Annotated in this window: 10 protein-coding genes; 6 read left to right on the plus strand and 4 right to left on the minus strand. The window is 73.5% G+C overall.

Annotated elements, in window-relative coordinates:
- Positions 1-215 precede the first annotated feature (215 nt).
- Complete coding sequence (locus MTQ01_RS23115) at positions 216-668, plus strand: hypothetical protein (protein ID WP_247492781.1); 453 nt, start codon at positions 216-218, stop codon at positions 666-668.
- On the opposite strand, the gene MTQ01_RS23120 is transcribed toward MTQ01_RS23115, so the two are convergent.
- The 3 genes from MTQ01_RS23120 to gabT all read right to left on the minus strand — a co-directional run bounded on the left by MTQ01_RS23120 (position 604) and on the right by gabT (position 3,127).
- Complete coding sequence (locus MTQ01_RS23120) at positions 604-1,278, minus strand: phosphatase PAP2 family protein (protein ID WP_247492782.1); 675 nt, start codon at positions 1,276-1,278, stop codon at positions 604-606. The genes MTQ01_RS23115 and MTQ01_RS23120 overlap by 65 nt on opposite strands.
- A gap of 17 nt (positions 1,279-1,295) precedes the next feature.
- Positions 1,296-1,472 carry a hypothetical protein gene (locus MTQ01_RS23125; RefSeq protein ID WP_247492783.1) on the minus strand — a complete coding sequence of 59 codons (177 nt, stop codon included), beginning with the start codon at positions 1,470-1,472 and terminating at the stop codon, positions 1,296-1,298.
- Between the two features lie 290 nt (positions 1,473-1,762).
- Complete coding sequence (gabT, locus tag MTQ01_RS23130; protein WP_247492784.1) at positions 1,763-3,127, minus strand: 4-aminobutyrate--2-oxoglutarate transaminase; 1,365 nt, start codon at positions 3,125-3,127, stop codon at positions 1,763-1,765.
- Positions 3,128-3,539: 412 nt separating this feature from the next.
- Here gabT and MTQ01_RS23135 point away from each other — a divergent pair, with 412 nt between their 5' ends.
- Together MTQ01_RS23135 and MTQ01_RS23140 are read left to right on the plus strand one after the other, a co-directional pair.
- Positions 3,540-5,954 (plus strand): ATP-binding protein, encoded by a 2,415-nt coding sequence (locus MTQ01_RS23135; RefSeq protein ID WP_247492785.1) that lies wholly within the window; start codon positions 3,540-3,542, stop codon positions 5,952-5,954.
- A gap of 480 nt (positions 5,955-6,434) precedes the next feature.
- A complete protein-coding gene (locus MTQ01_RS23140) occupies positions 6,435-8,048 on the plus strand; it encodes a PucR family transcriptional regulator (RefSeq protein ID WP_247492786.1) in 1,614 nt (537 codons plus the stop codon).
- A gap of 232 nt (positions 8,049-8,280) precedes the next feature.
- Here MTQ01_RS23140 and MTQ01_RS23145 read toward each other — a convergent pair whose 3' ends face one another.
- Positions 8,281-9,612 (minus strand): M14 family metallopeptidase, encoded by a 1,332-nt coding sequence (locus MTQ01_RS23145; protein WP_374207846.1) that lies wholly within the window; start codon positions 9,610-9,612, stop codon positions 8,281-8,283.
- A 301-nt stretch (positions 9,613-9,913) separates the two neighbouring features.
- Between MTQ01_RS23145 and MTQ01_RS23150 the strand changes: the two genes are divergently transcribed.
- The 3 genes from MTQ01_RS23150 to MTQ01_RS23160 all read left to right on the plus strand — a co-directional run bounded on the left by MTQ01_RS23150 (position 9,914) and on the right by MTQ01_RS23160 (position 13,973).
- Positions 9,914-11,368 carry an aldehyde dehydrogenase family protein gene (locus tag MTQ01_RS23150; protein ID WP_247492789.1) on the plus strand — a complete coding sequence of 485 codons (1,455 nt, stop codon included), beginning with the start codon at positions 9,914-9,916 and terminating at the stop codon, positions 11,366-11,368.
- Positions 11,369-11,529: 161 nt separating this feature from the next.
- Positions 11,530-13,077 carry a DUF418 domain-containing protein gene (locus MTQ01_RS23155; RefSeq protein ID WP_247492790.1) on the plus strand — a complete coding sequence of 516 codons (1,548 nt, stop codon included), beginning with the start codon at positions 11,530-11,532 and terminating at the stop codon, positions 13,075-13,077.
- A 113-nt stretch (positions 13,078-13,190) separates the two neighbouring features.
- Positions 13,191-13,973, plus strand: coding sequence for an SDR family NAD(P)-dependent oxidoreductase (locus MTQ01_RS23160; protein WP_247492791.1), 783 nt, complete (start codon positions 13,191-13,193; stop codon positions 13,971-13,973).
- Positions 13,974-14,072: the final 99 nt, after the last annotated feature.

Here is a 14,072-nt window from a genome sequence, read left to right on the forward strand (position 1 = left end):
CGCGGTGCTCGGCCGGTGCGTCTGCCGCGCTGTCGCCCCTCGTCGCTGCTTCCCGGGGCACCTTCCCCCGACCTCCGCACCGGTGTTCCGTGCGGGGTGCATCGAACCAGGAACAAATTCGTTCTCCGAACCCGCGTAATAACTCGCGCCCCCGTCGCTCTCCCCTTGGACGAACTGCCCGGACCGTGGGCAGCGCCGAGGGAAGGCAGCAAGTGATGAACGGCGACGCGGGGGCGAAAGCAGCGGTGGAGTGGCTGGCGGCAGCCGCACCGGATCCGGTGGTCTGCAGGCAGGAGTGGGAGAGCAACCCGCTCGCCGTGACGCTGCTGCCGGCCGGGCGCAGATGGGACGTGCTGATCCTCACCGGCACGCTCGGTTGCCCCACCCTGACCGCGCTCCGCCGCTTCGCCGAGCAACCGGGGCCGGTGCTGGGCGACTTCGGGCAGTCGCGCACCGGCTTCTTCGTCCCGCCCGGCACCGCGGACCGCTGGATCGGTACGGGAGTGCGGGCCGCGGGACGCGGGTCCTGGATCGTGGTGCCCTACCCGGGCCGCCGCACCGGCGGAGTCCGCTGGCTGGTGCCGCCGGACGGCAGCGGAAGGCTCACCGATCCGGCGGCCCTGGAGCTGGCGATGCACGAGGCCGCCGTCGGTCCCGTCGGCCGCTGAGAGGCGCCGTCCAGCGAACGCCGAGGGCCGCCGTCCACAGCAGCAGCCCGCCGAGCGCACAGCTGGCGACCACGTCCAGCGGCCAGTGGTACCCGCGTACGACCAGTCCGGCTCCGGTGGCAACCACCAGGGCAAGCGCCGCGAGCCAGGCGCACCACCGCGTGCCCCTGCTGCGCAGCGGCGCTCCCAGCAGCAGCGCCGCGCCGCCGTAGGCGACCACCGCGGTGGCGGTGTGCCCGGAGGGGAAGTAGCCGCTGCCGCCGAGCGGACCCGGCCGGTCGAAGAGCAGCTTCAACGGGCCCACCAGCAGCGGTACACAGACCATCGCCAGGGCGCAACCGACGACCGTCGCGACCGCCCGCCCGCGCAGCAGTGCCAGGCACACGGCCACGGCGAGGACCGGCAGCGCCACCTCGAAGTTGCCGAGATCCGCGGCGAGTTCGGCCGGGCCGTCGGTCACCGGGACCTGCTGCCGGTACCGGCGGGAGAGCGACTCGTCGAAGGTGCGCAACGGCCCGTCGACGGCCAACTGCCAAGCGGCCAGAGCGAAGACGAGCAGCGAGAGCAGCGGAAGAAGCAGCGTCGGGCGCCGGAGGGTCGGCTCCTGCACGCCCGCGGGTCGGGGCCTCACCGGTTGGCCGCGGCGAGACCCGCGGAGAGCGGGAGGAGCGAAACGAACGGGGCCGGGGCGCCGGTGTGCCCGGCGAGCGCCGCTCGGGCCGGAAGCGCGGCGGTGTGCGCGGGTGGGCCGAGGCATGGGCGCGGCAGCGTCGCGCGGCGCACCGCCGGGGGTGAGCTGGACATCCGGGCACACGTTACTCGGCGGCCCGCCCCATCGGGCCGTCCCGATACGTCAGCCCGCTCGCCCCGCCGGCATTCCTACCGCTGCGGCCCGTGGCGGGAACGGCGGTCGCGGGGCCGACGACACTCGGTCGCCGGCCCCGCGCTGTGCACCGGACACGCCCCGGCACGGCAGCACGGCCGGCCGGGACCGCGTACCCGTCCACCGTGTACACGCCCGCCCTGTACGCGCCCGCCGCGTACGGCTCCGTATGCGGCGGGCGGCTCCGTACGCGGCGGACGGGCGGGGCGGGTCAGCCCACCGACGAGAGGGCGTTCTCCAGGATGTCCAGCCCCTCGTTCAGCAGGTCCTCGCCGATGACCAGCGGCGGCAGGAAGCGGACCACGTTGCCGTAGGTGCCGGTGGTCAGGACGAGCAGACCGTTCTCGTGGCAGGCCTTGGCCACGGCGGCGGTCGCCTCGGGCGAGGGGTCCTTGGTGCCGGGCTTGACCAGCTCGATCGCGATCATCGCGCCGCGTCCGCGCACGTCGCCGATCACCGGGTACTGCTCGGCGAGCTTGTGCAGCCGCGGCTTCATGACCTCTTCGATGCGCTTGGCCCGGGAGTTGAGGTCCAGTTCGCGCATCGTCTCGATGGCGCCGAGGGCTGCGGCGCAGGCGACCGGGTTGCCGCCGTAGGTGCCGCCGAGCCCGCCGGAGTGCGCCGCGTCCATGATCTCGGAGCGACCGGTCACCGCGGCCAGCGGAAGCCCGCCGGCGATGCCCTTGGCGGTGGTGATGAGGTCCGGCACGACGCCCTCGTCCTCACAGGCGAACCACTGGCCGGTGCGGCAGAAGCCCGACTGGATCTCGTCGGCGACGAAGACGATGCCGTTCTCCTTGGCGAACTCGGCGATCCGCGGCAGGAATCCCTTCGCCGGCTCGATGAACCCGCCCTCGCCCAGCAGCGGTTCGATGATGATCGCGGCGACGTTCTCGGCACCGACCTGCTTGCTGATCTGGTCGATCGCCTGTGCGGCGGCCTCCTGCGCGCAGTTCTCCGGGCCGGTGAGCCAGCGGTACGGGTAGGCGACCGGCACCCGGTAGACCTCCGGCGCGAACGGGCCGAAGCTGTGCTTGTACGGCATGTTCTTGCTGGTGAGCGCCATGGTCAGGTTGGTGCGTCCGTGGTAGCCGTGGTCGAAGACCACCACCGCCTGGCGCTTGGTGTACGACCGGGCGATCTTCACGGCGTTCTCCACCGCCTCGGCCCCGGAGTTGAAGAGCGCGGTCTTCTTGTCGTGGTCGCCCGGCGTCAGCTCGGCCAGCTGCTCGGCGACCTCCACGTACCCCTCGTAGGGAGTGACCATGAAGCAGGTGTGGGTGAAGTCGGCGAGCTGCGCGCTCGCCCGGCGCACCACGGCCTCGGCGCTGTTGCCCACCGAGGTGACCGCGATGCCGGAGCCGAAGTCGATCAGCGAGTTGCCGTCCACGTCCTCGACGACACCGCCGCCGGCGCGCTTGACGTAGACCGGCAGGACGTTGCCGACGCCGTTGGCGACGTACTTCTGCTTGCGCGCGGCCAGTTCCTGCGACTTGGGGCCGGGGATGGCGGTGACGACCCGCCGCTCCTGGGGCAGGGCCTGGGGGGTCGGGGACGAGGTCGAAGGGGAGGTCATCGCGCACTCCTAGGGTCGGGCTGGTGCTGCTCGCTCCTCGCAGGCTAGGGGCAGCGCGACGGGCGAGACATGCACCGCCCTGGAGAAGTGCCCGTGTCGTGTTGGCCGGGACGGACAGTGGCGCGCCCGCCCGCCCGCACCGACCATCGGCACGTGTGCGACGCCGCGTCCGGCGAGCGCCACCCGAACGTGTGGGGAACGGGCTGTTCGAGACCGTGCGTCCGTACCACCCGAAGGTGTGAGGCCCAGAACGCCCGGCCGGGCTCTCCCGCGTACGCGCCAGGGGCGCACGAGGCCGTGCGCCGGCACCCGTCCCGGGCCCAACACCCCTTCCCCTCCTCTACATTGGGACCGCCGCACACTTCACACAGCGGGTTCGCACCCGCAGGTCGGGCAGGGGGCAGGGCGCCATATGAGCACGGACGGTTCCTACAGCGGGTACAGCAGCGAAGCCGTACCGCGACCGCCCGCGCAGCCGCCGACACCGCCGCTGCCGCAGCAGCTGCCGAGCACCCGGCTTCCCGCGCTGATCCGCTGGCTGCGGGACCCTCGGCCGATGGCCGAGCCGGGCGTCTGGCGCCAGGGGTACGAGGCCAGGCCGCAGGAGGAGCCGGAGAAGATCGGCGATCGTCACCTGCTGGGTGCTGCGCTGCTGTCGCTGCTGGTGGGCATGCTCCTGTGGTCGCTGTGCTGGAACGGCTACATCAAGGCCTGGCTCTGGCCGCTGCTGTGGTTCACCCCGGAGAGCTGGCGCGAGGCCGGCGGCAATGTGGCGGCGTTCGACCTCGCTTCGCGCTTCTACTACGTGCTCTTCGGCGCGGCGCTCGCCGGGGTCTGCGGTCACTACGGCCGCTGGCCGCGGGTCTGGCGCCGTTTCGCACCACAGGAGTGGCAGCGCAGACTCCGCCCGCTGGGCACCGCCCTCGCGCGGACGAAGCCGTATGTGCGCGCGGTGGTGTCGCTGCTGTTCGGGGTGCTGGTCGGGCTGCTGTGCGCATCCGGTGCCTGGACGTTCTGGCTCACCCCGGGCTGGACGGTGACCCCGGACGACTGGCACACCATGGAGCCGGTCGCCGGACTGGTCTTCTTCAACGTCTACTACCTGCTGGCGGCGGCGCTGCTGCTCGTCCTCACCGCGCTGGCCGGCGGCTGGCCCGCCCTGTGGCGCGACCGCCGCGGCGCGAAGAAGGACGCTCAGCCCTGGGCCCCGATGCCCGACCGGGCACCGTCCTCGCAGCTGGAGCACTGGCCCGAGCTGCGCGCCGCCGGCTATCCCGACGTCGCCGACCTGCTCCAGCGCGAGGCGTTCGCCGGCCGGGTGGGCGATCTGGACTACGTCCGGATCGAGCGCGAGTGGCGCAACGTGCGTTCCCGCCCGTCCGCCCTGCCCGAGTTCGCCGAACAGGTGCTGGCGGACGGCGCCGCCGCGTACATCCACCCCTCCGGGGACCGCGATCTGGCCGCGCGCATCGCCAAGCACGATCTGCTCACCGGCCAGGTCCGGATAGGCACCGCGGTCGACGAGGAGCGCAACCCCTACCGCTACCGGGGCCACACCATGGGGCTCGACCCCTCGGTGCTCGGCACCTCGCTCCTGGCGGTCGGCCCGCCCGGCTCCGGCAAGACCGGCCGCATCGTGCGACCCGTCGTCGAGGCGCTCTGCCTCCAGGCGCTGAGCCGGCAGGCGGCGGTCGTCGCCGTCGGCACCCCGCGCGCGGGCCTGGGGCCGGACGACGCCTTCGACGTGATCCTGCGCCTCGGCGACCGCCGCTCGACCCACGATCTGGACCTCTACGCCGGCATCACCGAGCCCGACGAGGCAGCCGGGCTCCTCGCCGAGGCACTGCTCGGTGCCGAGCTGGGCGACACCCGCGAGGCGACCCGCGCGCTGGCACAGCTGCTCGGCCCCTACCAGGCGGCGTACGGCCGCTTCCCGACCGTGCGCGAGCTGCGCGAGCTGCTGGACGACTCGCCCGTGGCGCTCGCCGAGCTGCGCCAAGCCCTCGACGACGCACGGGAGTTCAGCCAGCAGCGCGAGCTGGACTCCCGCGAGCGCTCCGCCGCGCGCGCCGGAGACCTGGGCCGACTGCTGGCCGACCGGGTGAGCCTGTTGACGCGGCCGGCCTTCGACGGCTTCTTCGGCGCGGGCGACGGCTCGGCCGGGCAGGGCCCGCCGCCGTTCTCGCTCAGCACCCTCCAGCATCCGATACGGGTGCGGATCGACCTGCCCGACCGCGGCAACGCGGAAGCGTCCCGCATCCTCACCCGGCTGGTGCTGGCGCAGTTCAACGCGAGCGTCACCGCGCGGCAGGACCGCTCGCTGTTCGCCGTGCTGGTCCTCGACGACGCCACCCACGCCATCACCCCCGACGCGGTGCGCGGACTGCGCGAGCTGCGGGCCGCCAACGCCGGCGCCGTCCTCACCCTGCGCACCCTCGACGAGGTGCCCAAGCGCCTGCGCGCCACCCTGGTCGGCACCGTCGGCTGCAAGATCGCGCTCTCCGGCGTGACGACGTGGGACGGCGAGGTCTTCGCCCACGGCTGGGGCGAGGACTGGGTCAAGACCGAGGAGCACACCCACAACCCCGACTTCTCCGGCGGCCTGGTCAAGCGGGCCCTGCGCGGGGTGCGTTCGCTGTTCACCGGCGTACGGGCCACGACGACCTCGGTGACCGTGCGCTCCGAGCAGCGCGCCCGCTGGTCGGCCTCCGACCTGGCGCACAAGGTGCCGCCGGGCCACGGCGTGCTCTCGCTGACCTCGGTGCGGGGCGAGGTCGGGCCGCCCGTGCTCACCCGCCTCGGCCACGAGCCGCCGGCCGGACGATAGCCCCGCCCGGCCGCGCGTAAGGGGCGCCGCCACGTGCGGTCCGGCTGCGGTCCGGGTGCGCCCGTCCGGCCCACCGCGCCCGCCCTGACCTGCGTGCCCGCCGTGCGCTGCCTGCCCACCGCGCCCGCCCCGCCCTGCTCTGCGCACCCACCACCTCCGCTTCCGCCCCCGGCGCGCCGCCCGCGCCGCCTCGTCATGCCGTGCCCCGTGCCCCCGTGCGCCGCCGCCCGGCCCGGCCTCGTGGTGCCCCGACGCTGCCCCTGCGCGCAGGCGCCCGGGACGTGCGTCCGAGCCGTCTGCGCGTGCGGCGGACGAGCCGGTTCCGGCTGCCCGTGCTCAGCTTCTTCCCGTGTGCCCGCACGCCTGTACGCTGTGGAGGGTGAGTGCGAGCGCTCGCTCCAACGCGGCGAAATCCCTCTTCACGGCAGCCGCAGAAGTCGTCCACAGCCGGCCACACCCGGAACGCCACTCTGGAAGGTCATGCCGCCCACTCTTGCCTCCCTGGTTCAGCACTCCGCGCTCCGGCTGACGGTGCGCGCGGGGGAGGACCGCCTCGGAGCACCGGTGCGCTGGGCCCAGGTCAGCGAACTGGCCGACCCCGTCCCGTATCTCGACGGTGGTGAGCTGCTGCTCATCACCGCGCTGAAGCTGGACGCCGAGGACCCCGTGGCGATGCGCGGCTACGTCGCCCGCCTCGCCGATGCCGGGGTGGTCGGGCTCGGGTTCGCCGCGGGCGTCAACTACGAGGAGATTCCGGCCGCGCTGGTCGAGGCCTGCCTCGAAGCGGATTTCCCGCTGCTGGAGGTCCCCCGCCGCACCCCCTTCATCGCCATCACCAAGGCAGTGTCCGCCGCCATCGCCGCCGAGCAGTACCGCTCGGTCACCGCCGGTTTCGCGGCGCAGCGCGAGTTGACCCGCGCAGCGCTCGCGGCCGAGGGCCCTGCTTCGCTGCTCGCCAGGCTTGCCGTCCACATCGACGGCTGGGCCGCCCTCTACGACGTCTCCGGCGCGGTGGTCGCCGCGGCGCCGACGTGGTCGGCCCGCCGTGCGAGCCGCATCGTCGCTGACGTGGAACGCCTCCAGGACCGTCCCGCGCCCGCCAGCGCGGTGGTCAGCTCCGCGGAGAACGACGACCGGGTGGAGCTCCAGACGATCGGCAGCGGTCGGCGCGCCCGCGCGGTGCTCGCGGTCGGCACGGGCTCGCCGCTGGGCACCGCCGAGCGGTACGCGGTCAACTCCACCATCGCGCTGCTCACCCTCACCACCGAGCGGTCCCGCGCCCTCCAGGAGGCCGAACAGCGACTGGGCGCGGCCGTGCTGCGGATGCTGCTCACGGGCGAGGCCGGCCATGCCCGAGCCGTCGCGGGCAACCTCTACGGCGGGCTGCTGGACATACCCCTCCGGGTGATCTTCGCCGAGGTGCTGCCGCACTCCGCCGCCGCCGAGCGCACCGAGCGCGAACGCCCCACCCCGCTCCAACTCCTCGCCGACACCGTCGAGTCGGTCGCGGCCCGCAGCGGCGAGTCCGTGCTCGCCGTACCGGACGGGGCACGTCTGATCATGCTCGCCGGCGACGCGGGCGCGGGGCTGGCCGCCTGCGCCGACTTCGCGCGCGACGCCCCGGAGGGGCTGGCGATCGGGGTTTCGGCGCCCGCGGGCATCGCCGCGGCGGGCACCGCCTTCAAGCAGGCGGAGCAGGCCCTCTCGGTCGCCCGGCGGCGCGGCGCGGTGCTCGTGGAGCACGAGGAGATGGCGGCCGGCTCCGTACTGCCGCTGCTCGCCGACGAGGCGGTCAAGGCGTTCGCCGACGGTCTGCTGCGCCCGCTGCGCGAGCACGACGCCAGCGGCCGCGGCGATCTCGTCGCCTCGTTGCGCGCCTGGCTCTCGCGGCACGGCCAGTGGGACGCCGCCGCGGCCGATCTCGGCGTCCACCGCCACACGCTGCGCTACCGGATGCGCAGGGTCGAGGAGATCCTGGGCCGGTCCCTGGACGACGCCGATGCCCGGATGGAGCTGTGGCTGGCGCTCAAGGCCACCCACAGCGCGGAGGCCGAGAACCGGATGCCCTCCCCGGACCGCCCCGACCACGGCTGAGCGCCCTGCCCGGTTCCGCCGCTCCTGCGCCCCGCGCCCCCCACGCGCCCCGTACGCTCCCACCGGTCACCGCAGGCCGCCCGCGGCACTCCGCGAAGAGCCGCCCCGCGAAGAACGAGCCCGCCCCGCGAAGAACGAGCCCGCCCCGCGAGGAACCGCCCCGGCACGCGGACGGGCCCGTCGACCGGTCCCACGACCGGTCGACGGGCCCGCGAGGCGGAGGTCCGGCGGCTCAGCTGCCGCAGTACTCGGCCTCCTTGCCGATGGAGCGGTACATGCAGTCGGCGTTCTCCAGCAGGATCAGCTGGGCGTCCTTGTTCCGGGAGGTCTCGCGGTCGATGACGCTGCCGGGCGGGTAGAACCCGTCGGGCGACCCGGAGCCCGGGTACATCTCGAAGGTGTACGAGAAGATGCCCTGGTCGGCCCACATCCAGTCGTTGATGGTGCCGTCCGTGATGTACAGCTCGCTGGACTGCTCGGCGGTGTAGCCGTTGCTGTCGGCCATGGTGGTGCCGACGGCCGCGTGGGCGTCCCGGTCGTCCTGGCTGAGCCCGGGGGCGGTCTCGTCGTAGGTGAAGCCGTACGGCCAGAGGATCAGCTCGCCGTAGGTGTGGAAGTCGATGTGCGCGGTGATCTGCTGCTCCCCGCCGACGACCCGGCTGAGCACGAAGTCCTGGACGACCTTGGTCTCCTTGGCGGAGCCGGCCGAGGGGCCGCGGTAGGTCTCACTGGACGGGTTGTCCGACGATCCGCCGCAGCAGCCCCACTCGTAGGGCCAGTTGCGGTTGAGGTCGGTGCCGACGGCGCTGCTGCCCTCGTTGGGCTCGCGGTTCTTGCGCCACATCTTGAACTCGCCGGAGTCCTGGTCGAACACCTTGCCGTCGGGGTTGACCGACGGGATGATCCACAGCTCGCGCTCGTCGAGCATCTTGGTGACGCGCTCGTCGGTGCCGTAGCCGCCCGCGAACTCCTCGAGGGTGTACAGCGCCATCTCCACCGTGAGGTGTTCCCTGGCGTGCATGTTGTGGGTGAAGAGGACCTCGGGCTTGTCCCGGTCCTCGGCGACGTCCGCGCTGAGCTTGACCGCGATGATGTCGCGACCCTCGTGGGAGGTGCCGATGACCTCCTTCTTCAGGAGGTCCGGGTACTGCTCGACGAACCCGTCGACGGCCGTGTTCATCTCGTCGTAGCTGTGGTAGTCGCCGGGCGCCGCGGCCTTGGCGGACCGCTCGCCGGGTGCCGGTCGGGCCGTCAACTCGTAGCCGCTCTTGCGGAGTTCGGCGGCCTCGGCCTTCCCGGCGGTGATCACGACGGTGTCCTTGCCGACCTCGTCGATCGCCACTCCGGTCCTGGCGAGCCGGGTGCGCTCGGGCGCGGTGCCGATGTCGGCGACCTCGTACTGGCGGGCCTTTCCGGCGTCCTGCTCCGCCGTCGCCGCCGGCTTGTCGCTGCCGGTGGAGCCGGAGGGGGAGGCGATGGCCTGGGCGCCGAGGGGCACGGCGAGCGCGAGGGCGAGGATCGCTGCCGCGGAGGCTTTGCGCCTGCCGCGTTTGATGGTGCGCATTCGCATCTCCTGGTGGTCCAGATGTGAGACGGGTGGGGGGTGTCGCACACGCGACCGCCGGCAGGTCTCCCCGCCGAATCGGGCGGTCGCGCTGCGTCATCGTTGCGCGATGTCATGGCGTGGTCAATGACTTCGGGGCGTGGTGCGCCAAAGCGGAGCGACACACCACCGGACTGCTACGCGCAGGACAAGACCTCTCCTTCGGCGCGGGCCCTACCGTGGGCACTGTGCGCGGCCCTGTACACGGGTCCGCGCGGCACCGCGCACCACCACCCACGACATCGGAAGGCCGGGTCCCGCAGTGACTGAAGCGACTTCCCCGCACCCGTTCTGGCTCGCAGGCCGCGAGGCGACCGGCGATGACACCCTCGACGTCACCTCACCGTGGGACGGCCGGACCGTCGGCCGCATCAGCGTTCCGACCCCGGATCAGGTCGAGCAGGCCGTCGCCGCCGCCGCGGCGGCCACCGAGGAGTTCTCCGCGACCCCCGCGCACGTACGCGCCGCCGCGCTCGACCACATCGGCCGCCGACTGGTCGAACGCACCGAGGAGATCGCCCGGTTGATCTCCGCCGAGAACGGCAAGCCCATCAAATGGGCGCGCGGCGAGGTCGGCCGCTGCATCTCCGTCTTCCGCTGGGCCTCCGACGAGGCCCGTCGCTTCAACAGCGGCGAGGCGCAGCGCCTGGACTCCGACGCGGGCGGCACCGGCCGGCTCGCCCTCACCCGCCGCTACCCGCACGGCCCGGTGCTGGGCATCGCGCCCTTCAACTTCCCGCTCAACCTGTGTGCGCACAAGGTGGCCCCGGCCATCGCGGTCGGCACCCCGATCATCCTCAAGCCCGCGCCGGCCACTCCGCTCTCCGGGCTGCTGATCGGCGAACTCCTCGCCGAGACCGATCTGCCCGCCGGCTCCTGGTCCGTGCTGCCGGTGCCCAACGACGCGATGCCCGCGCTGGTGCAGGACGAGCGGCTGCCGATCATCTCCTTCACCGGCTCCGCGCCGGTCGGCTGGTCGATCCTCGATTCGGTGCCGCGCAAGCGCGTCACCCTCGAACTCGGCGGCAACGGCGCCGCCGTCGTGCTCGCCGACTACTCCTCCGAGGCCGACCTCGACTTCGCGGCCCAGCGCATCGCCACCTTCTCCAACTACCAGGGCGGCCAGTCCTGCATCTCGGTGCAGCGCGTGATCGCCGACACGAGCGTCTACGACCGGCTGGTGCCGAAGGTCGTCGACGCCATCGAGGCGCTGGCCACCGGCGACCCCACCGATGACGCCACCGACGTGGGCCCGCTGGTCAGCGAGGACGCCGCCAAGCGGGTCGAGTCCTGGGTGCAGGAGGCGGTCGACGCGGGCGCGCGCCTGCTAACCGGCGGCAAGCGCGACGGTGCGACCTACGCCCCCACCGCGCTCGAGAACGTCTCCTCCGAGACCCGCCTGGGCCACGACGAGGTGTTCGGACCGGTCGTCTCGTTCACCAGGGTCGACGGCGAGCGGGCCGCCTTCGAGGCTGCCAACGACTCCCAGTTCGGACTCCAGGCAGGCGTGTTCACCCACGATGTGCAGGCTGCCTTCCGGGCTCACCGCGCGCTGGAGGTGGGCGGAGTGATCATCGGCGACGTGCCGTCCTACCGGGGCGACCAGATGCCCTACGGCGGCGCCAAGCAGTCGGGCGTGGGCCGCGAGGGCGTGCGGTACGCGATGGAGGACTACACCTACGAGCGGGTCATGGTGCTCACCGGTCTCGACCTCTGAGCCGGGCGCCCGCAAGGGCGTTCCGATCCGGGCAACTCCGGTGCGGGCCGCGGCGGAACTTCCGTCGCGGCCCGCACGCGCGGGTCGGCCACTTTCGTCGAACCGTCGCACGACGTACGGCGGTGACGACGCCGGCCCGGCGCCTCCTAACGTCCTCCGACATGACCACGCCTCCCGGCCGCTCCACACCAACCGGCAGCCCCGTACCGCGCGGCGGGCCCGTGCCGACCGACGACTGCCCGACGACCGGCGACTGCCCGACGACCGCCGACTCCGCGCCGGGCAACCCCTTCGCGTCGCCCGGCGGCGGCCTCCCGCACGCCGGGTCGGCACCCGGGCCGCCACTCGCGCCGCCGCCCGTCCCGGCACCCGGTGGGCGCGCGTCCGGGCCCGCGCGCGGCGGCGTGCGCCCCGAAGAGCGCGCGCTCGCGCCCGACTTCGCGCGCGGCGTGATGCTGCTGCTCATCGCACTGTCGAACACCGCGTTCCACCTCTGGAACGCCGAGCGCGGTCCCGACGGTTGGCACCCGGTCGACGGCTCGGCTCTCGACTCCGGCGTCCAGTTCGCGATGATAATCGGGCTGGACATGCGCATCAACCCGCTCTTCGCCTTCCTCTTCGGCTACGGGATGATGTGGATCCACCAGCGCCAGCTGGCGGCCGGCGCCGACAGCGGCGCGGCGGTGCGACTGCTGCGGCGCAGGGGTCTGTGGCTGATGGTCTTCGGCGCCGCGCACGCCCTGCTGCTGATGGCCGGTGACATCGTCGCGTACTACGGCCTGCTCGGTCTGCTGATGTGCTGGCTCTTCGTGCGCCGTCCCGACCGGGTGCTGATCCGCTGGTGCTGGATCGGCCTCGGGCTGATGGTGGTGTGGCTCGCGGTGGCCGCGCTGCCGCACCTGGTCGACGGTTTCGACGCCGGGGGCGGCCCCGCAGAACCGTCGCACGAGGCGTACGGCGCCCACCAGTCCGGCTGGGCGGCGGCTGCCGGCACCCGCGCGATCACCCACCTGATCGTCGGCTACGTCGGCCCGTTCGCCGCGCTGCTCTCCGGCACCTTCGTGGTGTTCGTCCTCGGCATGCTCGCCGCCCGGCACCGCGTGCTGGAGGAGCCGTGGCGCCATCTGCGGCTGCTGCGCGGCACCGCCGTCGCCGGTCTGGCGCTCGGCTGGCTCGGCCCGCTGCCCCTGGCCCTCGCCCACACCGGCGCCCTCGACCTGTCGGACGCGATGGTCTCCGACATCGGCCCGCTGGTCGCGCTGCGCGACGCCACCGGCCAGGCAGGCGGCCTGGGTTACGTCGCGGTCCTCACGCTCCTCTCCCACGCCCTGGTCACCCGCGGTGCGCACCGCTCCCGGCCGGTCGTGGCGGTCAGCGCCGTCGGCAAACGCTCGCTGTCCTGCTACTTCGCCCACTCGCTGCTCTTCGCCCCGCTGCTGGCCGCCTGGGGCCTGGGCCTGGGCGAACATCTGGGCAGCGCGACGATGCTCCTGGTCGGCGTCGGTGTCTGGCTGGTGACGGTCACCGGCGCGTACGCCCTCGAACTGCGCGGCAGACGCGGCCCCTTGGAGGTACTGCTGCGCCGGCTGATGTACGGCCGCGCCGCCTCCTCCGCCGTACGGCCGACCGCACCCGACGGGCGCACCGACGGCTCCGCGCCGTACGAACCGCCCGTCCCGCGGCAGGGTTCGGAGGCCGAACGGCCGTAGGCTGCGACGCCCCGTCCGGCGGACCCGTCCGGGGCCGAACCACCCTGCCCGGGCAGCGCACCGGCACACCGCACCGTCACCGCCGGACCCCGCCCACCGCATCGGAGGCCAAGATGATCGACACCCGGCTCCACGGCAGGAACGTCCTGGTCACCGGGGGCTCCGCCAACATCGGCGCGGCGATCAGCCGGGCCTTCGCCGCGCAGGGTGCACGGGTGGCGATCCACCACCTCACAGAAGAGCGCCCGGCCCCCGAGGGCACGCGGTGGGGCCATCTGACCCCGGAGGCTGCGGGCGCCGAGGAGCTGGCACGGGAGCTCGCCAACGGCTCGGCGGCGGTCAGCGCCGACCTCTCCGTGCCCCGCGCACCGGCCAGGCTGATCGCCGAGGCGACCGAACTGCTCGGCCCACTCGACGTGTTGGTCAACAACGCGGCGCACTGCGAGAGCCCGGACACCGTCGACTCCCTGACCGCGGAGTCGCTGGAGCGGCACTACCGGGTCAACGTCGTCGCCCCGGCGCTGCTGATCGCCGAGGCGGCGCGACTGCACGACGGCGGGCGCTCGCTGGCCGTCGTCAACCTCTCCACCGACGCTGCCAGGGCCTTTCCCGGTCAGATCGGCTACGGCACCTCCAAGGCGGCCCTGGAGGCGCTCACCCGTGCCACCGCGCTCGATCTCGCCGGCCGCAACATCCGGGTCAACGCGGTAGCGCCGGGCCCGGTCCAGACAGGGTGGATGGACGGGGAACTCGTCGCCGAGGTCCGCCGCACCGTGCCGCTGGGGCGGCCGGGCGAGCCGGAGGACATCGCCGACGCGGTCGTCTTCCTCGCCTCCCACCAAGCCCGTTGGATCACCGGTCAGGTGCTCCAGGTGGCGGGCGGCCACGCACTGTGAGGTGCGCGCCGGCTCCGCTCCCGCCGGCGCAGGACCAGGCGACGTACGGCTCGTCCGTCACCTCCGGCACAGGCGTCCGAGAGGACGTGCGCGCACGCT

It is taken from the genome of Streptomyces sp. XM4193, from assembly GCF_023072595.1.
Classification (GTDB): Bacteria; Actinomycetota; Actinomycetes; order Streptomycetales; family Streptomycetaceae; genus Streptomyces.

Excerpts from the sequence above, each read along its gene's own strand:
- MTQ01_RS23115 (WP_247492781.1), top strand. The coding sequence starts at position 216 with ATGAACGGCGACGCGGGGGCGAAAGCAGCGGTGGAGTGGCTGGCGGCA.
- MTQ01_RS23125 (WP_247492783.1), bottom strand. The coding sequence starts at position 1,472 with ATGTCCAGCTCACCCCCGGCGGTGCGCCGCGCGACGCTGCCGCGCCCA.
- gabT (WP_247492784.1), bottom strand. The coding sequence starts at position 3,127 with ATGACCTCCCCTTCGACCTCGTCCCCGACCCCCCAGGCCCTGCCCCAG.
- MTQ01_RS23135 (WP_247492785.1), top strand. The coding sequence starts at position 3,540 with ATGAGCACGGACGGTTCCTACAGCGGGTACAGCAGCGAAGCCGTACCG.
- MTQ01_RS23140 (WP_247492786.1), top strand. The coding sequence starts at position 6,435 with ATGCCGCCCACTCTTGCCTCCCTGGTTCAGCACTCCGCGCTCCGGCTG.
- MTQ01_RS23145 (WP_374207846.1), bottom strand. The coding sequence starts at position 9,612 with ATGCGCACCATCAAACGCGGCAGGCGCAAAGCCTCCGCGGCAGCGATC.
- MTQ01_RS23155 (WP_247492790.1), top strand. The coding sequence starts at position 11,530 with ATGACCACGCCTCCCGGCCGCTCCACACCAACCGGCAGCCCCGTACCG.
- MTQ01_RS23160 (WP_247492791.1), top strand. The coding sequence starts at position 13,191 with ATGATCGACACCCGGCTCCACGGCAGGAACGTCCTGGTCACCGGGGGC.